This is a genomic window from Rhodoblastus acidophilus (assembly GCF_009720655.1).
Classification (GTDB): Bacteria; Pseudomonadota; Alphaproteobacteria; order Rhizobiales; family Beijerinckiaceae; genus Rhodoblastus; species Rhodoblastus acidophilus_A.
In genome coordinates this window covers 226,045-247,899 of record NZ_WNKS01000004.1, presented here as the reverse complement: position 1 = coordinate 247,899, position 21,855 = coordinate 226,045, and the positions used below count along the sequence as shown (strand labels likewise).

Sequence of the window (21,855 nt, the reverse complement as noted above, 5' to 3'; positions counted from 1 at the left end):
CCGGCGGCGAAGGAAAGGGATTCGTGCGCGCAACGCGCTTTGGGGATAGACTCGCGCCGAAAACTCGGGCGCATCGGAGGATTCACGTGGCAAACGGCTCACACGCGGAAATCATCGCCGTCGCCGACATTGGCGGCACCCATGCGCGCTTCGCGCTGGCCGGGATCGACCGCGACTCCAGGCCAGAGCTTGGCGACGCCGTTGTGTTGCGCACGGCGGATTATCCCGACCTCGCCTCCGCGTACAAGACGTTCGCGGACAAGATCGAGGGCGCGCGCCCCCGGCGCGCGAGCTTCGCCCTCGCCTGCCCGATCCGGGGCGAGACGCTGAAATTCACCAACAATCCCTGGACCCTGCGTCCCAAAACGCTGGCCGCGGAGCTTGGCCTGGACGAAGTGCGGTTGCTCAACGATTTCGGCGCCGTCGCGCATGCGGCGGCCAAAGCCGATCCGTCGAGTTTTTCGCACGTCTTCGGACCAGATCGACCGCCGCGCTCCGGGGTGATCTCGATCCTGGGACCGGGCACGGGCCTGGGCGTCGCGCAATTGATCATCGGCGCCGACGGCCATCGGGTCGTCGAAACCGAGGGCGGCCACATCGACTTTGCGCCGCGCGACGCCTTCGAGGATGATCTGCTGGCGCGCCTGCGCGAAAAATTCGGCCGCGTCTCGATTGAGCGCATCCTGTCGGGGCCGGGTTTGGCGGAAATATTTTCGGCGCACTCGGGCGTGGAGGCTCCCGACGCCCCCACGCTGTGGGCGGCGGCCATCGCCGGAACCGACGCGTTCGCGCGCGCCGCGCTGCAAAAATTCTGCTCGTGCCTTGGCGCGGTCGCCGGCGATCTCGCCCTGGTTCATGGCGCCGAAGCCGTCATTCTCGCCGGCGGCCTGGCGCCGCGCATAGCCCCCCTGCTGGGCGCTTCCGCATTCGCGAACAGCTTCGTCGCCAAGGGGCGTTATCGCGAGATGATGGCGAACATTCCGGTCTGGATGATCGTCCACCCGCAGCCCGGCCTGTTCGGCGCGGCGGCGGCGTTCCGGCCATGAAAAAGGCGCGGTGGTTTCCCCCGCGCCCTCGGATAAATCGAAACCGAACTTACTTCTTCTCGATCTTGGCGCGCTCGATCGACTCGGTGATGACGCGCTTGGCTTCCGCCGCATCGCCCCAGCCGGCGAACTTGACCCATTTGCCGGGCTCCAGATCCTTGTAATGCGTGAAGAAGTGCTCGATCTGCTTCCAGGTGATCTCGGGCAGATCGGTGTAGCACTGCACCTTGTCGTAGCGTTTGGTGAGCTTGTGGCTGGGCACGGCCAGGATTTTTTCGTCGCCGCCGGCTTCATCGATCATCTTGAGCACGCCGATCGGGCGGACATTGATGATCGCGCCGGGAATGATCGGGCGGGTGTTGGCCACCAGCACGTCGCAGGGGTCGCCGTCTTCGGACAGGGTGTGCGGAATGAAGCCGTAATTGCCGGGATAGCGCATCGGCGTGTAGAGGAAGCGGTCCACCATCAGCGCGCCCGACGGCTTGTCCATTTCATATTTGATCGGCTCGCCGCCGATCGGAACTTCGATGACGACATTGACGTCTTCGGGATAATTCTTGCCGATGCTGATGGCGTCGAGACGCATTGGGCTCTCCGATGATTGACCTGAGCCCTTGTTTAGTCATTCACTCGACAATCGCAACCGGAATCGTCCGGTCAAGCGGCTTCAAATCCGAAGGCGACGCGTCCAAGCCGGACGCCGCCGAAGATTTCGCGGGCGCGGCGAATTTCCTTGCCGCCAAGCCGTCGATAGAAATCAAGGGCTCGCGTATTGTCCGCGAGCGACCAGACCAGAACGCGGTCGAGGCCATTGGCGGCCAAGTCGTCGCGCCCGCCCTGGAACAGGCGCCGGCCGAAGCCAAGCCCCTGATATTCCGGCGCCAGATAGAGTTCGAAAATCTCGCCATCATATTCGAGCGAAGGCGCCCGGTTGCGTCCGTAGGAGACATAGCCGCCCAGCCGCCCATGCGTGGACAGGACCAGGAGCCGGCTACCTTGCAGCACGGCGCTGCGCCACCAGTCCGGCCCGCGTCGCGCAATCAGTCGCTCGAGCTCCCGTCCGGGAATCACGCCGCGATAGGCCTCGCGCCACGCAGCATCGTGGACTGCGGCGATCTGGTCGGCATCGCCGGGCATTGCGCGCCTTATGGTGATGAGCGCCTGCGACATGGACGAGATGTTACGACCAAGCGTGTTTTCCGGCAAGCGAGTTCCATGCGAAACCGCGCTTGCGGCGCCGCCAGTTTCCGCTTCTCGCCGGGCGCGTCAGAAATTCACGGCGCCGCCGACGCCCCGGACCAGGGCGTTGGGGTGGGTTCCGCCGTCCAGTTGCGCGCCGGGATGAATCACATATTGAACGACCGGCTGGACGCTGAGGCCAGGAACGACCTGCGCCTGATAGGTCGCCTCGACCAGCGCCTCGAAATCGGGACGCACGGAATAGCCCGCCTCGATGACGGAATTCGCCGTGGCGTTGGAAATGCGCATGAAGGCGAAGCAAAGGCCGGCGATGTCGTTCGGCCGCCCGTCGAAGAAGCCGGACAGGTTGACGCCGGTGTCGAAATCGAAATCCGAAACGTTGCGGTCGCCCGGCGCGGTGAATGCGCGGAAGAAGGCGCCCAGCCCCTTGGTCGCATCGCCCGGCGCCCTGATCAGCTGCTGGTCGATGATGCCGTAAAATCCGTAGTCGCCCGAGTGAACCGGCACGGGCAGACCGACAATGACGAAAGGACGGCCGTCGACGTCGTTGAACATGCCGAAATTCCGCCACGCGCCCAGCTTGATCGTTCCCGCAAGGCCCGGCGCGTCCTTGTCCTGGTTATATTTGATCTGCAGTTCCTGCATGACCAGCGGCGGATCGGTCAGGCGGAAATTGAGGCCATAGGGGTCGCGGAGCTGCGGATCGCCGGTTCCGGGTCCCGCGGGATTGCCGTCGTAGACGGCGACGACGTAAGTGAAGGCGTCGTTGATGTCATATTTGACGCGCGCGCCCAGCGCCGAAAACGGGTAGGCGGAGCCGCCGCTCGGCATGTCCCAGGCGAGGAGGCCGGGCCATCCCGTCGTGGAATTGATGAAAAGCTGCGCGTATTTCGACGAGACGAAATCAGTGTCCGCGCCGAGCTGGCCGATTCTCACGGCGACCTTGTCGTCGAAGAGCTTTTGCTCGTACCACAGCTCATAGAGCCGGATGGTGGGCATGGCCTCGATATAGCTCGCCGGCAGCAGGTTGTTCAAATAGTAGCGCGAGAGTCCAATGCCTTGGATCCAAAAACCCTCGGCGTGGAATGTTCCGCCGTTCAGATTGGCGATCTTGCCCATGTCGGCTTCGATCACCGTGTCGAGGCGCCCTTCGGCGATCACGCCCTGGCGCGCGCCGCCGGTCGGATTGCCAAGGACTTCGCCGATATAGGTGTTCTGAAGGGTCACGCCCTGGTCGGCCAGCATTTTCTTGAAGTCGCCGTAGGGGGCGAGCGCCGGGACCGAACTGATGATCGAGGGCGGCCCGTCATCGGCGCGCGCTGAGGCGGCGAACAGGGCGAGACAAGCGGCCAGCGCCGATTTCTTGCACGTGTTCAGCATCCGGCCTCTCGCCCGTATCTCATCCCGCCCGTGGAAAATCGGCGATCGCGCCAAGCTTGACAAGCATTAGCATCGGTATGGAACGATTCAAATCTGCGAACATCCACCAGGGCTTGCCTGGTCGAGCGTGGACCGAGCCAGTGTCGCCCGGCGGATTTTCCGATAACATGCGCGCCAAGTCACAGAACCAGAGTTTGTTGTTCACCATGGCAAAGAAGAGCAAGGCGCGCGCTCCGGGCGCCCGGTCGACCCCGGAAAAATCCGCTCCCCTCGAGCAAAAGAAGCGCGTAGCCGGCAAGCTGACGCTCACCCTGCCACTGACGCGCGCGCGCAAACTGGCCGGCGATCTTTACGAGGCCGCGGGAATGCGGCTGTGGGCGGAAGCCATGGAGGCGGCGTCGCCCGAAGCTCGCGAAGAGCTGATCCAGGCGCAGGACGCCATCTGCGACGCGGGCGACCTGCTCAAGCAAGCCAAGCAGTGCAATCCGAAGCACCTGTCCCTGTTCATGGTGGCCTGTTTCGAGCGCGACGGCCTGCCGGTGACGCCGCCGCAATTCATCACCGCCAGCAGCGAGGACGAGGCGATCGCAATCTGGAAAGCCGCCTTCAAGGGGGAATTCGGCCGGCGCAAGCCACGCGCGCAAAAGATCCCCGAGCGCGGCGACCAGCCGGGCTTGCACAGCTGATCCCGGGGCCGGGGCGTGAATGCGCTTGTCGCGACGGCGTTCGCTCATATATGCACGCCTGACGATGAACGAAAACGCCCCCCGCCTGTCGACGGTCCTGCTGGAATTGTGGCCCTATGTCTGGCCGAGCCGGCGCGCCGACCTGAAGATTCGCATTTTCATCTCCTTCGCCCTGCTGATCCTCGCCAAACTGGCGACGATCGGGATGCCCTACGCCTTCAAATGGGCGACCGACGCCCTCACCGACCTTGCGAAGGGGGTGGAGGTTTCGCCCGGCCTTATCGCCGGCCCCATCGCCATGACCGTGCTTTACGGCGCGCTGCGCGTCGCCATGGTCGGATTCACGCAGGCGCGCGACGGCATGTTCGCCAAGGTGGCGATGAACGCGGTGCGCCGCCTCGCGCTCGACGTGTTCGTCCATCTGCACGCGCTGCCGCTGCGCTTTCATCTGGAGCGCAAGACCGGCGCGTTGACGCGCGTGCTCGAGCGCGGCCGCAACGCCATCGAAACGCTGACCCGCCTGGTCATGCTGACGGGGGCTCCAACGATCCTGGAGCTCGCCCTGGTCTGCGGCGTGCTGTACTTCCAGTTCGACGCGCGTTACGTGGGGATCGTCGCGGTGACGGTGGTCGCCTATCTCTCCTATACTTTCGTCGCCACCAACTGGCGGATCGGCATCCGCGCCTCGATGAACGAAAGCGACACCGACGCCAACGCCAAGGCCATTGACTCGCTGCTGAACTACGAAACGGTCAAATATTTCGGCGCCGAAAAACGCGAGGCCGAGCGCTACGACCGCACCATGGCGCGCTACGAGAAAAACAGCGTGCTGAGCTATGTGTCGCTCAACGTTCTGAATTTCGGCCAGGCGCTGATCTTCACCACCGGCATGATCGCGATGATGTCGCTCTGCGTCACCGGGATCAAGGCGGGACGCCACACCGTCGGCGATTTCGTCCTGCTCAACACCATGATGATCCAGCTTTACCAGCCGCTGAACTTCATGGGGATGCTCTATCGCGAGACCAAGCAGGCGTTGATCGACATCGCCGCCATGTTCGACATTTTGCGACAGCCGAACGAAATCTCCGACGCGCCCGATGCGCCGGCCCTGGTGGTCAGCGCCGGCGCCGTCCGCTTCGACGACGTCCATTTCGCCTACGACCCCGCCCGCCCCATTTTACGCGGGCTGAGCTTTGAAGCGCCCGCCGGCAAGACCGTGGCGATCGTCGGTCCCTCCGGCGCCGGAAAAAGCACGATTTCGCGGCTGATCTTCCGCTTTTACCAGCCGCAGCAGGGCCGCATCCTCATCGACGGCCAGGATATTTCGACGGTTTCGCTGGAGTCGCTGCGGGCCAGCATCGGCATGGCGGCCCAGGACAACGTGCTGTTCAACGACACCATCCGCTATAACATCCTGTACGGGCGCCCCGAGGCGAGCGAGGAAGAGATGCGCGCGGCGGCGGCCCTGGCGCGGATCGACAAATTTGTCGAAGTGGCGCCCGGCGGTTACGACGCCCAGGTCGGCGAACGGGGCCTCAAATTGTCCGGCGGCGAAAAGCAGCGCGTCGCCATCGCCCGCACCCTGCTGAAAGACCCTTCGATCCTGGTGCTCGACGAGGCCACCAGCGCGCTCGACACGCTGACCGAGCGCGAGATCCAGGCGACGCTCGAAGAGCTTCCGCGCCGAGGGGCGACGATCGTGATCGCCCACCGCCTGTCGACCATCGTCAACGCCGACGAGATTTTGGTCATGGACAAGGGCGCGCTCGTCGAGCGCGGCGACCACGAAACCCTGCTCGCCCAAGGCGGGGTTTACGCGGCCTTGTGGAACCGCCAACTCGCGGAACAGGAGGGGCAGGCGCAGGACGAAACGCCGGTGATCCCGCCCGAGGAAAAACGCGATGACGAAGAACTGTTTGGCGCGTCGCAAATTTAGGCCGATTGCCTTTCGACGGCTGAGCCTTTAGCCCTAGTCCTGTCATCAGGAGATTGCGCCTTGTCTCTTTCCCCCGTCGAACAGTTGAAACGGCAAGCTGCGGAGCGCGCCGCCGCGCTCGTGCGCTCCGGAATGAAGCTCGGCCTGGGCACCGGCTCCACCGCCGCGCACTTTGTCGATTGCATTGGCGAAAAGGTCCGCGACGGACTCGATGTCATCTGCGTTCCCACCTCGGAGCGTACGCGCGCGCAGGCGGAAGGCTTGAACATAAAGCTTTCGACGCTGGACGAAACGCCGGAGCTCGACCTCACCGTCGACGGCGCCGACGAGTTCGATCCGAAACTGCGCCTGATCAAGGGCGGCGGCGGCGCGCTGCTGCGCGAAAAAATCGTCGCGGCGGCGTCGAGGCGCATGGTGGTGATCACCGACGCCTCCAAGGAGGTCGAAAAACTCGGCAAGTTCAAGCTGCCGGTCGAAGCGGACCTGTTCGGCCTCACCGCGACAGCGCGGCAGATCGAGCTTGCGGCTAAGGCAAATGGCTGTCATGGCCCTGTCAGCCTTCGATATAGCGCGCCAGGGGCTCGTTTCATCACCGATGGCGGCAATGCGATTTTCGACTGCGATTTCGGCGTGATCCCCGACCCCGACGGACTCGCCGCCGCGCTCAACGCCATCCCCGGCGTCGTCGAGCATGGGCTGTTCATTGGTCTCGCCACGGCCATCATCATCGCCGACCCCGCCGGCATTCGCGTGCTCGGCGATCTCTCGGCCTAAGAGGCGAAAAATGCGCCGCCTGCTCGCCCCGCTTCTGGTCGCCGCCCTCGCCTTTCCCGTCTTTGCGCAAGAGGGGGAAGATTCGCTGCGGCTGGCGCGGCTGGTCGTCGAGAATTCGGGCCTCTCGCGCTCGTTTCGCGGGCTGACCGAAGCCATGCGCATGGACCTTTCGCGCGCCGCCACCACCAGACCGGAACTCGCCAGCGACCTTCAGGCGGCGCTTGCCGAAATGCAGCCGGCTTTCGACGCCGAAGCCGACGAAATGACGGCCAAAGCCGCCGCCATCTACGCGCAAAAACTGTCGCGGCGCGAACTGGCGGATTGCGCGGTGTTTTTTGCGGGCCCGTCCGGAAAAGCCTATGTCGCGGCGCAGCCGGCGATCCTGGCCGATCTCGGCCCCGTCCTGGACGACTGGCGCCGCACGGCCTCGGTCACCCTGACCACGCGATTGCGCGAAAAACTGCGCGCCAAAGGCAAGGATTTCTGAATGACGTTTGACCTCGACCTCTTCGTCATCGGCGCGGGATCGGGCGGCGTGCGCGCGGCGCGCATCGCGGCGGGCCATGGCGCCAAGGTGATGGTCGCCGAGGAATTCCGCATCGGCGGAACCTGCGTCATCAGGGGCTGCGTACCCAAAAAGCTCTATGTCTACGCCTCGCGTTTTGCCGGCGATTTCGAGGCGGCGGAGAGTTTTGGCTGGCGCCTGGCGCAAAAACCCGAATTCGACTGGAACAAACTCGTGGCGGCCAAGGAGGCGGAGATCAGCCGTCTGTCAGGCCTCTACGCCGCCAATCTCGCCAAGGCCAATGTCGAGATCGTGCAGGAGCGCGCCGAGATCGAGGGACCGCACGAAGTGCTCCTCAAAACCTCGGGACGCCGCCTGACCGCAAGACATATTCTGGTGGCGACCGGCGGTGCGCCGCAGATGCATCCGGAAATTCCCGGGATCGAGCACGCCATTTCCTCCAACGAAATTTTTGACTTGCCGGACTTTCCGCAAAAACTGGTCGTGGTCGGCAGCGGCTATATCGCGGTCGAGTTCGCCAGCATTTTTGCGCGACTCGGGGCGGAGGTCACGCTGCTGTTCCGCGCCGACCGCATCCTGCGCGGCTTTGACGATTTTATGCGCGACGGTTTGACGGAGGCGCTGGCGGCGGCGGGGGCGCGGCAAATGGCCGGCGTCCTGCCGACCGCCATCGACAATACGGCCGATGGGCTGCGCATAAACCTTTCCAATGGCGAAACGCTCGCCGCCGACCAGATTCTGATCGCCACCGGCCGCGCGCCGCACACAGTTGGCCTCGGACTCGAGAAAGCGGGGGTCGAACGCGAATGGAATGGAGCCATCCGAGTTGATTGCGAAAGCCGCACCAACGTCCCGTCGATCCATGCGGTCGGAGACGTCACGCACCGGATCAACCTGACGCCGGTGGCGATCCGCGAGGGCCATCTCCTGGCCGACCGCCTGTTCGGCGGCAGCGTACAGATGGTGGATTACGACTTCATCCCCACCGCCGTCTTCACCACGCCGGAGATCGGCACGGTCGGCCTGACAGAGACCGAGGCGCGCGAAAAATATCCGACCGTCGATATCTATCAAACCAGCTTCCGCCCGATGAAGGCCACGCTTTCGGGCGGGGCCGACCGCACGCGCATGAAAATCGTCGTCGATGGCGACAGCGACCGCGTGCTCGGCGTCCACATCCTCGGCGAGGACGCCGGAGAAATGGTTCAGGCCCTTGCCATATCCCTCAGGCTGGGCGCGAAAAAAGCCGATTTCGACGCCACCATGGCGCTGCATCCGTCGGCGGCCGAAGAGTTGGTCACCCTGCGGACGCGGACGGCGCGCTACACGCGCCACCAATAGACCTCATGCTGAGGAGGCGCTGAAAGCGCCGTCTCGAAGCACGAGGGCGGTCCACGCCTCCATCAGCTATTCTGTCAACGACGCAATATCGATGACGAAGCGATATTTGACGTCGCTTTTCGCCATGCGCTTGTAGGCCTCGTTGATCTCCTGGACCTTGATCGTCTCGATGTCGGCATGAATCCCGTGCTTGCCGCAGAAATCCAGCATCTCCTGGGTCTCGCGGATGCCGCCGATGATCGAGCCGGCGACTGACCGGCGACCAAAGATCAGCGGAACGGTGTCGACGGGGTCCTTGCCCTTGCCAATGAAACCGACCATCACCAACGCGCCGTCGAGCGCCAAGGTGGGAATATACGGGTTCACGTCATGGTCGTTGGGCACGGTGTCGATGATCAGATCGAACCGGTTCGCCACCGCCTTCATCTGCGCCCTGTCAGTGGACAGCACGACGGCATCCGCGCCCAAGCGGCGGGCGTCCGCCTCCTTGCCCGGCGAGCGGGTGAACAGAGTGACCTGCGCCCCCAGCGCCTTGGCGAGTTTCAGCGCCATATGACCCAGGCCGCCAAGGCCGATCACGCCGACGCGGCTACCCGGATGAACATTCCAATGCCGAAGCGGCGACCACGTCGTGATGCCCGCGCACAGCAGCGGCGCGGCCCCGGCGAGGTCGAGCGCATCGGGAATGCGGACGACGAATTTTTCGGAAACGACGATTTTTTCGGAATAGCCGCCATAGGTCGGCGTCCCGTCCCGGCGGTCGAGCGCATTATAGGTGTAGGTTGGGATCTCCTCGCAATATTGCTCCAGCCCCTGCCCGCAGGGCTCGCAGCTTTGGCAAGAATCCACCATGCAGCCGACGCCGACGCGGTCGCCGACCTTGAAGCGCACCGTCTTTGAACCAACGGCCGAGACAATGCCGATGACCTCATGGCCCGGCACCATCGGATAGATCGAGCCGCCCCAATCATTGTCGACCTGGTGCAGGTCCGAATGGCAAACCCCGCAAAATTTGACGTCGATCTGCACGTCGTCGGCGCGCAGGGCGCGGCGGGTGAAGCGCCAGGACGCCAGCGCCTGCTTTTCACCCGAAGCGGCGAAACTGAGAATTTCCATCAACGACTCCCGTCAGTTGCCAACGGCCACTTGGGCCGGCGGCTTGGACGGAAAAATAGGATGAAATTCCCGCGACGCCCACGCGAATTTTGCAATGCGGCCTTTGCGCGTCAGATCATCTGATTGTACGCGCCCACTTCCGGGTTCTCGCGCAGCACGGCGTCGACGGCCTTGAACATGGCGTGCAGGTTTTCGTTGGAGGTCGGGCTTTCAATCACGACGACCAGTTCCGGCTTGTTCGACGAAGCGCGCACCAGGCCCCAGGTGCCGTCCTCAACGGTCACGCGCACGCCATTCACCGTGACGAGGCTGACAATGTCCTGCCCGATGATCTTTTCGCCCGTCGCCTGCATGGCCTCGAACCGCGAAATCACCCGGTCGACGACGTCATACTTCACCTCGTCGGCGCAATGCGGCGACATGGTGGGCGAGCCCCAGGTCTTCGGCAGGTCGGCATAGAGATCGGCCATGCTCTTGCCAGGGTTGCGGTCGAGCATTTCCAGCACATGCACCGCAGTCAAGAGGCCGTCGTCATAGCCGCGCCCGATCGGCGCATTGAAGAAGAAGTGGCCGGATTTTTCGAAGCCCGCCAGCGCGTTCAATTCGGTGACGCGGCGCTTGATGTAGCTGTGGCCGGTCTTCCAGTAATCGGTCTTGACGCCGTGGGCCAGCAGCATGGGATCGCTGGCGAACAGGCCGGTGGATTTGACGTCGACAACAAAAGTCGCGCCCCGGTGCAGTTTTGAAAGATCGCGCGCCAGCATGACGCCGATCTTGTCGGCAAAAATTTCCTCGCCATGGTTGTCGACGACGCCGCAACGGTCGCCGTCGCCATCAAAACCCAGGCCCACGTCGGCGCCGGTTTCGCGCACCTTGGCGGCCATGGCGTGCAGCATCTCCAAATCTTCGGGATTGGGATTGTAGCGCGGGAACGTGTAGTCGGGGGTCACATCGAGGGGGATCACCTCGCAGCCGAGGCGCTCCAGCAGCTGCGGCGCGAAGGCGCCGGCGGTGCCATTGCCGCAGGCCGCGACCACCTTGAGCTTGCGCCTGAGTTTCTTGCCCGACGCGAGATCGTCGAGATAGATGCGGCCAAAATTTTCGACATATTCGTAGGAGCCGCCCGAGCGGCTCTCGAAGCGTCCCGCGAGCACGATATCGCGCAACCGCCCCATTTCGTCAGGACCAAAGGTCACCGGACGCTGCGCGCCCATTTTGACCCCGGTCCAGCCGTTATCGTTGTGCGAGGCCGTGACCATGGCCACCGCCGGACACTCCAGCGCGAATTGAGCAAAATACGCCATGGGCGACAGCGCGAGGCCGATGTCCACCACTTCAACCCCGCCGGACATCAGACCGCAGATCAGCGCCTGCTTGATCGACAGAGAATAGGAGCGGAAATCGTGCCCGGTGGCGAGGCGCGGTTTGACGCCCATTTCGTTCAAAAGCGTGGCGAGGCCGAGGCCGAGCGCCTGAACGCCTAAAAGGTTCAGCTCCTTGCCGAACAGCCAACGCGCGTCATATTCGCGAAAGCCGGTGGGTTTTACGAGCGGCAGGCGCTCATATTCGAACGTATTGGGCTCAAGAACGGCGACGGGTTTCGGCAGCATTTTTGCACTCATAACAAAAAAGCCGCCGGGCAAGGGCGCCGGCGGCCGGAGAAGAAAAAATCACGCCCGGTGGTAAACGTCCTCGATACGGACGATGTCGTCCTCGCCGAGGTAGGAGCCGGTCTGCACCTCGATCAGTTCCAGATCGATTTTCCCCGGATTGACCAGCCGATGGACGCTGCCGATCGGCAGATAAATGGACTCGTTTTCGTGCACCATCAATGTGTCGGCGTCGCGCGTCACCTCCGCCACGCCGCGCACCACGATCCAGTGCTCGGCGCGATGATGGTGTTTTTGCAGCGACAGCTTGTGGCCGGGCTTCACCACGATGCGCTTGACCTGGTGCCGGTCGCCGCCGTCGATGGACTGGTAATAGCCCCAGGGCCGATAGACTCGGCTATGCTCCTGCGCTTCCTTGCGCTTGCGCCGCTTCAGTTCGTCGACGAGATCCTTGACCTTGTCGCCATATTGCGCGCCCAGCACAAGCACGGCGTCGTCGGTGGTGACGACGATCACGTCCTTCACGCCCAGCACGGCGGTCAGGGTGTCGTCGGCGCGGACATAGCAATTCTCGCCGCCCACCACCACGCCGTGGCCGCGAATGGCGTTGCCGTGACCGTCCTTCTCCGAGAGCTCCCAGACCGCCTGCCAGTTGCCGACATCCGACCAGCCGATGTCCGCGGGAATGACGGCGGCATGGGAGGTGCGCTCCATCACCGCATAGTCGATGGAGGTTTTGGGCGCCCTGCCGAAAGCGTCCTTGTCGAGCGCGAGGAATCCCAGGTCCGTCTTGGCCTGCGAAAAAGCCTCGGCTGCGGCGGCGGCGATTTCCGGCTCGAACGCCGCCAGTTCGCCCCGCATCACGTCGGCGCGGAAAAAGAAGTTTCCAGAGTTCCAGAGATAGCCCTGGGCGATGTATTTTTCCGCCGTCTCGGCGTTGGGTTTTTCCACAAACGCCTCGACCTTGGCGACCCCCAAGTCCGCGACCGCTGCGGCGCCGGGCCGAATGTAGCCGTAACCGGTGGCGGGTCCGGTGGGGGTAATGCCGAGGGTGACGATGTGGCCCTGTGCGGCGGCCTCTGCCGCCTTCGCGCACAGGGCCTGGAAAGCTTCGACTTTTTGCACGACGTGGTCGGCGGCGAACACGGCAACGACGGAATCGGGTGCGCTGGCGGCGGCGATTTCGCAGGCGATGGCGACGGCGGCGGCGGAATCGCGGCGCTCCGGCTCAAGCACGATCTGCCCCTGAACCCCGATCTGCGCCATTTGCTCCTGCACGAGAAAGCGGTAATCGTGATTGGTGACGATCACCGGAGCGGCGAAAACCTCCGCGTTCAGGCGCAATAACGTGTTCTGGAAGGTGGAGCGGTCGCCGAGCAGGGCGATGAACTGTTTGGGCATTGTCTCGCGCGAGGCGGGCCAAACACGCGTGCCTGCGCCGCCGCACATGATGACTGGAATGATCTTCTGCATATGCTCCCCGCATCGCCGTAATCGCCAACGATTAGCCCTGCATTACGGCTCCCACAAGACATTCCTAAATTACGGTTAACCAGGCGCCTGGCGGCGCGCTCACGCCGCTTCGCTCTCCGCCAGCAGACGCGCCTGATGGTCGGCGATCAGCGGATCGAGAATTTCGTCCAACGCCTCGCCTTCCATCACCTTGTCGATCTTGTAAAGGGTCAGGTTGATGCGGTGGTCGCTGACGCGCCCCTGGGGGAAATTATAGGTGCGGATTCGCTCGGACCGGTCGCCGGAGCCCACCTGCGCCTTGCGATCGGCGGCGCGCTCGGAATCGAGCCGATTGCGCTCCAGGTCAAACAGCCGCGAGCGCAACACGTCCATGGCCTTGGCCTTGTTGCGGTGCTGCGAGCGCTCCTCCTGCATCATCACCACCACGCCGGTGGGAATGTGGGTGATGCGAATCGCGGATTCCGTCTTGTTGACGTGCTGCCCGCCGGCGCCGCCCGCACGCATGGTTTCGATGCGCAGGTCGTCGTCATGGATGGCGAGATCGACCTCCTGCGCCTCGGGCAGCACGGCGACGGTCGCTGCGGACGTGTGGATGCGTCCCTGCGTCTCGGTCGCGGGCACGCGCTGGACGCGGTGGGTTCCGCTTTCGAACTTCAGCTTGGCGAATACCCCCCTGCCCTGGACCTGGGCGATGATTTCCTTGAAACCGCCCGCCGTGCCCTCGCTCGCGGACAAAAGCTCCATCTTCCAGCCATGGAGCGCCGCATATTTCTGGTACATGCGGAACAGGTCGCCGGCGAACAGCGCGGCCTCGTCGCCGCCGGTTCCCGCGCGAATTTCCAAGATGGCGCCCTTTTCGTCGGCGGCGTCGCGCGGCAGCAGCGACAGGCGCAGAGCCCGCTCCGCCTCGGCCAGCTTTTCGCGCGCCCCCGGCAGTTCGTCGGCAGCCATGGCGCGCATCTCGGAATCGGCCGAAGCATCCGCGCTGAGGCTTTCGAGATCATCGACCTCGTTCTGCAAGGCGCGATAGGCCCGGATCGATACGGCCACGGGTTCGAGATCGGCGAGTTCGCGCGACAGCGCCGAGAACGTGCTCGCTTCCCCCGCCGCGAGGCAATGGGCGATCTCCTCATGGCGGCGCAAGATGATGTCGAGTTTTTCAGCAGGAAGCATTTGGTCTTGCTAACGATCGCTAGAGCGGAACGCAATGCGCTTCGGCAAAGGCCTGCAGTTCCCGCCGAATGGAAAAACTGTGGTCGAGCCGTTCGATCATCGGCATCAGCAGCGCGGTCAACGCCCCGAGATCGACGGCGCGAATGGCCGCCTTGACCGGGCCTATTGACGAAGGCGTCATGGAAAAGCCCCGGAAGCCGATGGCGGCGAGCGCCAGCGCTTCGAGAGGCTTGCCGCCCATTTCGCCGCACAGGGTGACGGGCTTGTCGTATCTGGCCGCGACATCGACAATCGACTTGAGCGCTCGGAGATTGGGGGCGGACAGGTCGTCGAACCGGCCCGACACCCGCTTGTTGTCGCGATCCGCCGCGAAAAGATACTGGGTCAAGTCGTTCGAGCCGACCGACAGGAAATCGGCGAGTTCGCAGATTTCGTCGAGCTGCCACAACAGCGAAGGCACCTCGACCATCACCCCCAACTGCAGGTTCCTGGGCGTCTTGTAATCGTGCCGGCGCAAGAACTCCATCTCGCGCACGCAAATGTCGCGCGCGGCGACGAATTCGCTGGTCTTGGCCACCATGGGGAACATGATGCGCAGCGTACGGCCTTCGGCGGCGCGCAGCATGGCCCGGATCTGCATGCGCAAGAGTCCGGGGCGATCGAGGCCGATGCGGATCGCGCGCCAGCCGAGCGCCGGGTTTTCTTCCTCCACCTTGGCCATGTAGGGCAGAACCTTGTCCGACCCGATGTCCAGCGTACGAAAGGTCACGGGAAGATCGCCCACGGAATCCAGCACTTTGCGATAGAGCGCATATTGCTGCGACTGGCGCGGAAAGCTCGGCGCGACCATGAACTGCAATTCGGTGCGGAACAGGCCGATGGATTGCGCGCCCACCTCGTCCGCGTGCTGGCAGTCGATCAACAGGCCGGCGTTCATGTGCAGGCCGATTTCCACCCCGTCCTTGGTGACGGCGGGGACGTCGCGCAGCTTGTGATATTGCTCGCGCCGCCGCGCCCGCAGCCGCGCCTTTTCGCCATAGGCCGTTTCGACATCCGGCGACGGCCGCAACTGCACTTCGCCTGAGCCGCCGTCGACAATGATGGCGTCGCCGGTTTCGACGAGGTCGGTGATGTTGGGCACTTCGCCGACGGCGGGTATGCCCAGCGCCCGGGCGATGATGGCGACATGGCTGGTCGGCCCGCCGTCCTCCAGCACCAGACCACGCAGATTGGCGCGCTCGTAGTCGAGCAGCGAGGCGGGGCCCATGTTGCGGGCGACGAGAATGGCGTTATCCGGGAGCGCGCCGCCATGGGGTGGAGTGACGCCGGTGAGCTGTTGCAGCAGGCGATTGGCGAGATCGTCGAGATCATGCAGCCGCTCGCGCAAATAAGGATCGGTCTGGCGCTGCAATTTGGCGCGGGCGTCGTTCTGCACGCGCTCGACCGCCGCTTCCGCCGTCAGGCCGGAATCCAAGGCTTCGCGCAGGCGCCGCATCCAGCCGCGATCGTTGGCGAACATGCGCACGGTTTCGAGAACATCGCGGTGTTCGCCGGCGCCGTAGCGGTCGCCGCGCGCGATCAACACCTCGATCTGTTCGCGCATGGCCAGGATCGCCGCGTCGAGCCGGGCGTTCTCGGCGTCGAAACTCTCGGCGACCAATTGCTTGACCACGATGCGCGGCTCATGCAGCACGACATGGCCGAGGCCAACGCCGTCGGAGAGCGGCGAACCCGTCAGCGACATCGGCTTTTGCAGGCTCAGGCTCTGGCCGGGCGCGGCCAGCGACTGCAACTCGCCGGAAGCGATCATCTCCGCCAGCAGCATGGCCGTGGTCTGGAGCGCCTCGACTTCCTCTTCCGAATAGGTGCGCCGCGCGCGGTTCTGCACGACCAGCACACCAAGGGTGTTGCCGCCGCGCAGGATCGGGACGCCCAGAAAACTTTGATAAACCTCTTCGCCCGTCTCGGGACGATAGCTGAAGGCGGGGTGGGCCTGCGCGTCAGCCAGAGCGAGCGGTTCGGCCTTCTCGGCGATCAAGCCGACGAGGCCTTCGCCCGTGGTCATGGTGGTGAGGTGGACCGCCTCGCGGTTCAGACCTTCGGTGGCGTAGAGTTCGAGCTTGCCGTCGGAGCGCTGCACGTAAACCGAGCAGACTTCTGCGACCATGTTGGCGGCGATGTGAATGACGATGCGGTCGAGGCGCGCCTGCGCGCTCACCGGCTCCGCCATAACCTCGCGAAGCCGGCGCAGAAGCAGACGAGGTCCGCCCAAACCGCCGCGCATTGTATCGTCCTGTCCTGGAACGCGCCGAAAACGCGCTCCTCATAACGTTCCTAACACCTATCCAAGACGCCTGACGCGCCTTGGCAAATATCAAGGCGATTCTTGCGTCACCTTTTCGCCACCAATAAGGATGCAAGGTCCGGACCGCAAGGGTCCGTAAGTTCAGGCCTTGTCGAGGCCGTAGAGCGAATGCAGCGTCCGCACCGCCAATTCGGTGTAGGCGGCGTCGATCAGCACGGAAAATTTGATCTCCGAGGTCGTGATCGCGCGAATATTGATGCTTTTTTCCGCAAGCGCGCGGAAAGCGGCGGCGGCGACGCCGGCATGGCTGCGCATACCCACGCCAATCGCTGAAATTTTCACCACATCGCCGGAGGATTGCAGGGTGGTGTAGCCGATATCGCCCTTGGCCTTTTCCAGAATGGCGCGAGTGCGCTCAAATTCGGCGGCGGGGACGGTGAAGGTGATGTCCGTGTGGGCGGCGTCATCGGACACGACCTGGATGATCATGTCGACATTGATGTTGGCCTCGGCGAGCGGCTCGAACACCGCAGCGGCGACGCCCGGCTTGTCAGCGACCTTGCGCAAGGTGAGCTGCGCCTCGTCCTTCGAGAAGGCGATTCCGGTCACGACCTGCTGCTCCACAATATCCTCCTCGTCGCAAATCAGCGTGCCCAGCTGCGGGTTTTCGGGATCGTCGAAGGACGACCGCACATAGGTTTTGACGCCGTGAATCATGGCCATTTCGACCGAGCGCACTTGTAAAACCTTGGCGCCGAGCGAGGCCATTTCCAGCATCTCCTCGAACGCCACCTTGTCGAGCCGGCGCGCCCTAGGGACGACGCGGGGATCGGTCGTATAAACGCCGTCCACGTCGGTATAGATGTCGCACCGATCCGCCTTAATTGCGGCGGCGACGGCGACGGCGCTGGTGTCGGAGCCGCCGCGCCCCAGCGTGGCGATGCGGCCGGTGGCGGGATCGACGCCCTGGAATCCGGCGATCACGGCGACTTCCTTGCGCTCAAAACCCTCAATCAGCCCGGCGCCGTCGATTCGCGCGATTCGGGCGGAGCCGTGGGCGTTGTCGGTTTCGATCGGGATTTGCCAGCCCTGCCAGGAGCGGGCCGGAATGCCCATTTCCTGAAGGACGATGGCGAGCAGGCCGGACGTCACCTGTTCGCCGGAGGCGACGACAGCGTCATATTCGCGCGGGTCATAGTGCTTGTGGGATTCGTTAACCCAGCCAACGAGTTCATTGGTCTTGCCGGACATCGCGGAGACCACCACGGCGACATCGAAGCCGGCCTCGATCTCTCGTTTGACGTGACGCGCCACATTGCGGATACGTTCGATATTGGCGACGGACGTGCCGCCGAACTTCATCACCAGACGCGCCATAATGCCCTGATTAAATCGCTGTAGACCTCGCCCTTGGGGCGGCTATACATGACGGCGCGCCCGGCGCCTGTCAATCTGCGCTTCTGCCGAATTGAGATCAAAATGTCTGAGAATCGCTCCGCCAGCACCGACCCCGAGGAACTCGCCCGCTTCGCCCGCCTCGGCGACCAATGGTGGGATTTGAAGGGCCCGCAAGCCGCGCTGCACAAGCTCAACCCGGTGCGGATCGGTTATCTCCGCAATCTGCTATGCTCGCACTTTCCGGACGGCGACAAGCCGAGGCGGCGCAATGCGGAAAAACCGCTTGCGGGCCTAAAAATCGTCGATTGCGGCTGCGGCGGCGGCCTTCTCGCCGAACCCCTCGCCAAACTCGGCGCTGATGTCACCGCCATCGACCCCGCCGACGAAAATATTAATGTCGCCCGCCGCCACGCCGAACTGGGCGGCCTGGACATCGACTATCGCCCCGTCACCGTCGAATCGCTGGCGGCGGCCGAAGAGCGGTTCGATGTCGTGCTCGCCATGGAAGTGCTGGAGCACGTCGCCGACGTCAACAGTTTTCTCAGCTCCGCCGCCTCGCTGGTGCGACCCGGCGGCCTGTTCGTTGGCGCGACTCTCAACCGCACGCTGAAAAGCTATGCGCTGGCCATCGTCGGCGCCGAATATGTTTTGCGATGGGTCGAGCCGGGTACCCACAACTGGCAAAAATTTTTGCGCCCCGACGAGATCGCACGTCCGCTGGTGAAAGCTGGCCTTCAAGAAATCGACCGCTCGGGAATGGTTTATAATCCGTTGCTCGATGACTGGCGGCTGTCCGGCGATACGGATGTGAATTATCTGATCGCGCTGGAGCGCCCAGCCTGACACGCAAGCGAGATGCGTGGTCCGCCCTCGTCCTTCGAGACAACCGCAGCGCGGCTTCCTCAGGATGAGGGCTACCGAATGGTATAGGGAGAATCCTCATGGTGAGGAGGCCCCGAAAGGGGCCGTCTCGAACCATGGATATCGGAACGGATCATCGTCTCAAAAATAAAGCGGCCCTCGCTGGCCGCTTTATTTTTTCCACCAACGGTTCGAGCATCAAGCGGCGAGCGCGGCCTGAAGCTCCTTGAGCTGGTCGATTTTTTCCGACGCCTGCTTCTTCGCGGTTTCGCTGGTGGCGTCCGCCAAATCCTCTTCAGCGTTCTGGATTTCCTGCGCCAGCTGAGCCGCGTTCAGCTCTTCCAGCGGTTTTGCGGATTCGGCCAGAATGGTCAGGCTACCGGCGACGTCGGCAAAGCCGCCGCGCACGAACAGCTTGGTCTTCTTGTTCGCCGCTTCATCGATTTCGATGACGCCGGCCTTGAGGACGGTCATGACAGGCGCATGGTCCTTCATCACCGTGAACAGGCCTTCAATGCCGGGCACGACCACGGCTTCGACTTCGCCCGAATAAAGCAGCTTTTCCGGCGAAACCAGCTCGAAGTGAAATGTCGCCATAAAACTCTCCGTCTCGGCGCAGATTTAATCGGCCCGGCGGGAAACCGCCGGGCCGGCAGCGAAAAAATCAGGCGGCCTGCGCAGCCAGCTTCTGGGCCTTTTCGACCGCTTCCTCGATATTGCCGACCATGTAGAAGGCGGCTTCCGGAAGGTGATCGTAATCGCCGGCCACCAGGCCCTTGAAGCCCTTGATCGTGTCGGCGAGCGAAACCAGCTTGCCCGGCGAACCCGTGAACACTTCCGCGACGTGGAAGGGCTGCGACAGGAAGCGCTCGATCTTGCGCGCGCGAGCGACGGTGAGCTTGTCCTCTTCGGACAGTTCGTCCATGCCCAGGATCGCGATGATGTCCTGAAGCGACTTGTAGCGCTGCAGCGTGGACTGCACTTTTCGCGCGATGTCATAGTGTTCCTCGCCGACGACGAGCGGCGACAGCATGCGCGAGGTCGAGTCGAGCGGGTCCACCGCCGGATAGATACCCTTTTCCGCGATCGAGCGCGACAGCACGGTGGTCGCGTCCAAGTGGGCGAAGGAGGTGGCCGGCGCCGGGTCGGTCAAGTCGTCGGCCGGGACGTAAATCGCCTGCACCGAGGTGATCGACCCCTTGTTGGTGGTGGTGATGCGCTCCTGCAGCATGCCCATGTCGGTGGCGAGCGTCGGCTGATAGCCCACCGCCGAGGGAATGCGGCCGAGCAGCGCCGACACTTCCGAACCCGCCTGGGTGAAGCGGAAGATGTTGTCGACGAAGAACAGCACGTCCTGGCCCTTGTCGCGGAAATCTTCGGCGACGGTCAGGCCGGTCAGCGCGACGCGGGCGCGGGCGCCCGGGGGCTCGTTCATCTGGCCATAGACCAGCGCGCATTTGGAGCCCGCGGTCGAGCCGTTGTTTTCCTTCGGGTCCTTGTTGACGCCGCCCTCGATCATTTCGTGATAGAGGTCGTTGCCTTCGCGGGTGCGCTCGCCGACGCCGGCGAACACGGAATAACCACCGTGCGCCTTGGCGATGTTGTTGATCAGCTCCATGATCAACACGGTCTTGCCGACGCCCGCGCCGCCGAACAGGCCGATCTTGCCGCCCTTGGCGTAGGGGGCCAGAAGGTCGACGACCTTGATGCCGGTTTCGAGGATTTGCGCTTCGGTCGCCTGCTCCGCATAGGACGGCGCCGGCTGGTGGATGGCGCGCTTGCCGGCGGTGACCACCGGGCCGGCTTCGTCAACGGGCTCGCCGATGACGTTGATGATGCGGCCGAGGCATTCCTCGCCGACAGGAACGGTGATCGGGGCGCCGGTGTCGGTCACTTCCTGGCCACGAACGAGGCCTTCCGACACGTCCATGGCGATGCAGCGCACGGAGTTTTCGCCGAGGTGCTGGGCCACTTCGAGAACGAGGCGGTTGCCATTGTTGGAGGTTTCCAGCGCGTTCAGGATTTCCGGCAGGTGACCGTCGAACTTCACGTCAACGACGGCGCCGATGACCTGGGTGACGCGGCCCTTGGACTGGTTAGCCATTTCTCGTCCTCACATTCTTTATGACGGTCAGAGCGCTTCGGCGCCCGAGATGATTTCGATCAGTTCCTTGGTGATCATCGCCTGACGCGACCTGTTGTAGATCGTCGTCTGCTTCTTGATCATTTCGCCGGCGTTGCGCGTGGCGTTGTCCATGGCGCTCATGCGGGCGCCCTGCTCCGAAGCGGCGTTTTCCAGCAAACCGCGGAAAATTTGCACGGAAATGTTGCGCGGCAGCAGGGCCGCAAGGATTTCGTCCTCGCCGGGCTCGCATTCATACGCGCCGGAGAGCGGCGCGCCGCACTGGATGTCGGCGGGAATGAGCTGCTGCGCCGTCGGAATCTGCGCGATCACCGAGCGGAACTTGGAATAGAACAGCGTGGCGACATCGAACTGGCCCTCTTCGAACCAGCCGATGACCTTCTTGCCGATGGGATCGGCGTTTTCAAAGCCGATCTGCCGCACCGAGCGAAGGTCCACGACCTCGACGATCAGTTTTTCAAACTGACGCTTGAGCTGCTCATAACCCTTCTTGCCGACGCAGAGGATTTTGACCGTCTTGCCCTCGGCCTGCAACGCCAGGATGCGTTCGCGCGCGAGGCGGACGATCGAGGAATTGAAACCGCCGCAAAGGCCGCGCTCGGCGGTGGCGACGATGAGAAGATGCGTCTCGCTCTTGCCGGTTCCCGACAGCAGGGCCGGCCCGCCGCCGGAAATGCCTGAGGCCAGATTGGCCAGCACGGTCTCCATGCGTTCGGCATAGGGGCGAGCAGCTTCCGCGGCCGTCTGCGCGCGGCGAAGCTTCGCCGCCGCGACCATTTGCATGGCCTTGGTGATTTTCTGCGTCGCCTTCACGGAAGCGATGCGGTTACGAAGATCCTTCAACGAGGGCATGGTTTATCCGCTCGAAAGCCGCTCGCGACCGA

At 63.6% G+C, this 21,855-nt stretch carries 19 protein-coding genes; 7 read left to right on the top strand and 12 right to left on the bottom strand.

Annotated elements, in window-relative coordinates; translation table 11 throughout:
• The first annotated feature begins 86 nt into the window (after nucleotides 1–86).
• The gene (gene glk, locus GJ654_RS07415) at nucleotides 87–1,046 is read left to right on the top strand and encodes a glucokinase (RefSeq protein WP_264586171.1); all 960 of its coding nucleotides are present in this window, start codon (nucleotides 87–89) and stop codon (nucleotides 1,044–1,046) included.
• A 49-nt stretch (nucleotides 1,047–1,095) separates the two neighbouring features.
• Here the strand turns inward: glk and ppa are convergent, their stop codons facing one another.
• From ppa to GJ654_RS07400, 3 genes are all read right to left on the bottom strand, one after another.
• The gene (ppa, locus tag GJ654_RS07410; protein ID WP_155445492.1) at nucleotides 1,096–1,632 is read right to left on the bottom strand and encodes an inorganic diphosphatase; all 537 of its coding nucleotides are present in this window, start codon (nucleotides 1,630–1,632) and stop codon (nucleotides 1,096–1,098) included.
• A gap of 71 nt (nucleotides 1,633–1,703) precedes the next feature.
• A complete protein-coding gene (locus GJ654_RS07405) occupies nucleotides 1,704–2,216 on the bottom strand; it encodes a GNAT family N-acetyltransferase (protein WP_155445542.1) in 513 nt (170 codons plus the stop codon).
• A gap of 96 nt (nucleotides 2,217–2,312) precedes the next feature.
• Nucleotides 2,313–3,626, bottom strand: a complete 1,314-nt coding sequence (locus GJ654_RS07400) for a carbohydrate porin (protein WP_155445491.1) — start codon at nucleotides 3,624–3,626, stop codon at nucleotides 2,313–2,315.
• Nucleotides 3,627–3,793: 167 nt separating this feature from the next.
• On the opposite strand from GJ654_RS07400, the gene GJ654_RS07395 reads away from it, so the two are divergent.
• From GJ654_RS07395 to gor, 5 genes are all read left to right on the top strand, one after another.
• On the top strand, nucleotides 3,794–4,312 hold the full coding sequence (locus GJ654_RS07395; RefSeq protein ID WP_155445490.1) for a hypothetical protein: 519 nt from the start codon (nucleotides 3,794–3,796) through the stop codon (nucleotides 4,310–4,312).
• Between the two features lie 64 nt (nucleotides 4,313–4,376).
• Nucleotides 4,377–6,251: an ABCB family ABC transporter ATP-binding protein/permease gene (locus GJ654_RS07390; RefSeq protein ID WP_246664642.1), complete on the top strand. Its 1,875-nt coding sequence runs from the start codon at nucleotides 4,377–4,379 to the stop codon at nucleotides 6,249–6,251.
• A 60-nt stretch (nucleotides 6,252–6,311) separates the two neighbouring features.
• Nucleotides 6,312–7,025, top strand: coding sequence for a ribose-5-phosphate isomerase RpiA (gene rpiA, locus GJ654_RS07385; protein ID WP_155445488.1), 714 nt, complete (start codon nucleotides 6,312–6,314; stop codon nucleotides 7,023–7,025).
• Nucleotides 7,026–7,035: 10 nt separating this feature from the next.
• Complete coding sequence (locus tag GJ654_RS07380) at nucleotides 7,036–7,512, top strand: DUF2059 domain-containing protein (RefSeq protein WP_196305463.1); 477 nt, start codon at nucleotides 7,036–7,038, stop codon at nucleotides 7,510–7,512.
• Nucleotides 7,513–8,892 (top strand): glutathione-disulfide reductase, encoded by a 1,380-nt coding sequence (gene gor, locus GJ654_RS07375; protein ID WP_155445486.1) that lies wholly within the window; start codon nucleotides 7,513–7,515, stop codon nucleotides 8,890–8,892.
• A gap of 66 nt (nucleotides 8,893–8,958) precedes the next feature.
• Here the strand turns inward: gor and GJ654_RS07370 are convergent, their stop codons facing one another.
• The 6 genes from GJ654_RS07370 to GJ654_RS07345 all read right to left on the bottom strand — a co-directional run bounded on the left by GJ654_RS07370 (nucleotide 8,959) and on the right by GJ654_RS07345 (nucleotide 17,946).
• On the bottom strand, nucleotides 8,959–10,008 hold the full coding sequence (locus GJ654_RS07370) for an NAD(P)-dependent alcohol dehydrogenase (protein ID WP_155445485.1): 1,050 nt from the start codon (nucleotides 10,006–10,008) through the stop codon (nucleotides 8,959–8,961).
• Nucleotides 10,009–10,118: 110 nt separating this feature from the next.
• Nucleotides 10,119–11,618, bottom strand: a complete 1,500-nt coding sequence (locus GJ654_RS07365; protein WP_155445484.1) for a phosphomannomutase/phosphoglucomutase — start codon at nucleotides 11,616–11,618, stop codon at nucleotides 10,119–10,121.
• 60 nt (nucleotides 11,619–11,678) lie between these two features.
• Nucleotides 11,679–13,091, bottom strand: coding sequence for a mannose-1-phosphate guanylyltransferase/mannose-6-phosphate isomerase (locus tag GJ654_RS07360; RefSeq protein ID WP_155445483.1), 1,413 nt, complete (start codon nucleotides 13,089–13,091; stop codon nucleotides 11,679–11,681).
• 99 nt (nucleotides 13,092–13,190) lie between these two features.
• A complete protein-coding gene (gene prfA, locus GJ654_RS07355; RefSeq protein WP_155445482.1) occupies nucleotides 13,191–14,264 on the bottom strand; it encodes a peptide chain release factor 1 in 1,074 nt (357 codons plus the stop codon).
• Nucleotides 14,265–14,283: 19 nt separating this feature from the next.
• Nucleotides 14,284–16,548: a phosphoenolpyruvate--protein phosphotransferase gene (gene ptsP / locus GJ654_RS07350; protein WP_155445481.1), complete on the bottom strand. Its 2,265-nt coding sequence runs from the start codon at nucleotides 16,546–16,548 to the stop codon at nucleotides 14,284–14,286.
• Nucleotides 16,549–16,710: 162 nt separating this feature from the next.
• Nucleotides 16,711–17,946 carry an aspartate kinase gene (locus tag GJ654_RS07345; protein ID WP_155445480.1) on the bottom strand — a complete coding sequence of 412 codons (1,236 nt, stop codon included), beginning with the start codon at nucleotides 17,944–17,946 and terminating at the stop codon, nucleotides 16,711–16,713.
• A gap of 102 nt (nucleotides 17,947–18,048) precedes the next feature.
• On the opposite strand from GJ654_RS07345, the gene ubiG reads away from it, so the two are divergent.
• Complete coding sequence (gene ubiG, locus GJ654_RS07340) at nucleotides 18,049–18,810, top strand: bifunctional 2-polyprenyl-6-hydroxyphenol methylase/3-demethylubiquinol 3-O-methyltransferase UbiG (protein WP_155445479.1); 762 nt, start codon at nucleotides 18,049–18,051, stop codon at nucleotides 18,808–18,810.
• Between the two features lie 216 nt (nucleotides 18,811–19,026).
• On the opposite strand, the gene GJ654_RS07335 is transcribed toward ubiG, so the two are convergent.
• The 3 genes from GJ654_RS07335 to GJ654_RS07325 form a co-directional block, all read right to left on the bottom strand.
• Nucleotides 19,027–19,425, bottom strand: coding sequence for a F0F1 ATP synthase subunit epsilon (locus GJ654_RS07335; RefSeq protein ID WP_155445478.1), 399 nt, complete (start codon nucleotides 19,423–19,425; stop codon nucleotides 19,027–19,029).
• A 67-nt stretch (nucleotides 19,426–19,492) separates the two neighbouring features.
• On the bottom strand, nucleotides 19,493–20,932 hold the full coding sequence (gene atpD / locus GJ654_RS07330) for a F0F1 ATP synthase subunit beta (RefSeq protein WP_155445477.1): 1,440 nt from the start codon (nucleotides 20,930–20,932) through the stop codon (nucleotides 19,493–19,495).
• 27 nt (nucleotides 20,933–20,959) lie between these two features.
• Nucleotides 20,960–21,823 (bottom strand): F0F1 ATP synthase subunit gamma, encoded by an 864-nt coding sequence (locus GJ654_RS07325; protein ID WP_155445476.1) that lies wholly within the window; start codon nucleotides 21,821–21,823, stop codon nucleotides 20,960–20,962.
• Nucleotides 21,824–21,855: the final 32 nt, after the last annotated feature.

Bases quoted from the DNA above. Each gene is read 5' to 3' on its own strand.
- ppa (WP_155445492.1), bottom strand. From the start codon at position 1,632: ATGCGTCTCGACGCCATCAGCATCGGCAAGAATTATCCCGAAGACGTC.
- GJ654_RS07405 (WP_155445542.1), bottom strand. From the start codon at position 2,216: ATGTCGCAGGCGCTCATCACCATAAGGCGCGCAATGCCCGGCGATGCC.
- GJ654_RS07400 (WP_155445491.1), bottom strand. From the start codon at position 3,626: ATGCTGAACACGTGCAAGAAATCGGCGCTGGCCGCTTGTCTCGCCCTG.
- GJ654_RS07395 (WP_155445490.1), top strand. From the start codon at position 3,794: ATGCGCGCCAAGTCACAGAACCAGAGTTTGTTGTTCACCATGGCAAAG.
- GJ654_RS07390 (WP_246664642.1), top strand. From the start codon at position 4,377: ATGAACGAAAACGCCCCCCGCCTGTCGACGGTCCTGCTGGAATTGTGG.
- GJ654_RS07380 (WP_196305463.1), top strand. From the start codon at position 7,036: ATGCGCCGCCTGCTCGCCCCGCTTCTGGTCGCCGCCCTCGCCTTTCCC.
- gor (WP_155445486.1), top strand. From the start codon at position 7,513: ATGACGTTTGACCTCGACCTCTTCGTCATCGGCGCGGGATCGGGCGGC.
- GJ654_RS07370 (WP_155445485.1), bottom strand. From the start codon at position 10,008: ATGGAAATTCTCAGTTTCGCCGCTTCGGGTGAAAAGCAGGCGCTGGCG.
- GJ654_RS07365 (WP_155445484.1), bottom strand. From the start codon at position 11,618: ATGCTGCCGAAACCCGTCGCCGTTCTTGAGCCCAATACGTTCGAATAT.
- GJ654_RS07360 (WP_155445483.1), bottom strand. From the start codon at position 13,091: ATGCAGAAGATCATTCCAGTCATCATGTGCGGCGGCGCAGGCACGCGT.
- prfA (WP_155445482.1), bottom strand. From the start codon at position 14,264: ATGCTTCCTGCTGAAAAACTCGACATCATCTTGCGCCGCCATGAGGAG.
- ptsP (WP_155445481.1), bottom strand. From the start codon at position 16,548: ATGCGCGGCGGTTTGGGCGGACCTCGTCTGCTTCTGCGCCGGCTTCGC.
- GJ654_RS07345 (WP_155445480.1), bottom strand. From the start codon at position 17,946: ATGGCGCGTCTGGTGATGAAGTTCGGCGGCACGTCCGTCGCCAATATC.
- ubiG (WP_155445479.1), top strand. From the start codon at position 18,049: ATGTCTGAGAATCGCTCCGCCAGCACCGACCCCGAGGAACTCGCCCGC.
- GJ654_RS07335 (WP_155445478.1), bottom strand. From the start codon at position 19,425: ATGGCGACATTTCACTTCGAGCTGGTTTCGCCGGAAAAGCTGCTTTAT.
- atpD (WP_155445477.1), bottom strand. From the start codon at position 20,932: ATGGCTAACCAGTCCAAGGGCCGCGTCACCCAGGTCATCGGCGCCGTC.
- GJ654_RS07325 (WP_155445476.1), bottom strand. From the start codon at position 21,823: ATGCCCTCGTTGAAGGATCTTCGTAACCGCATCGCTTCCGTGAAGGCG.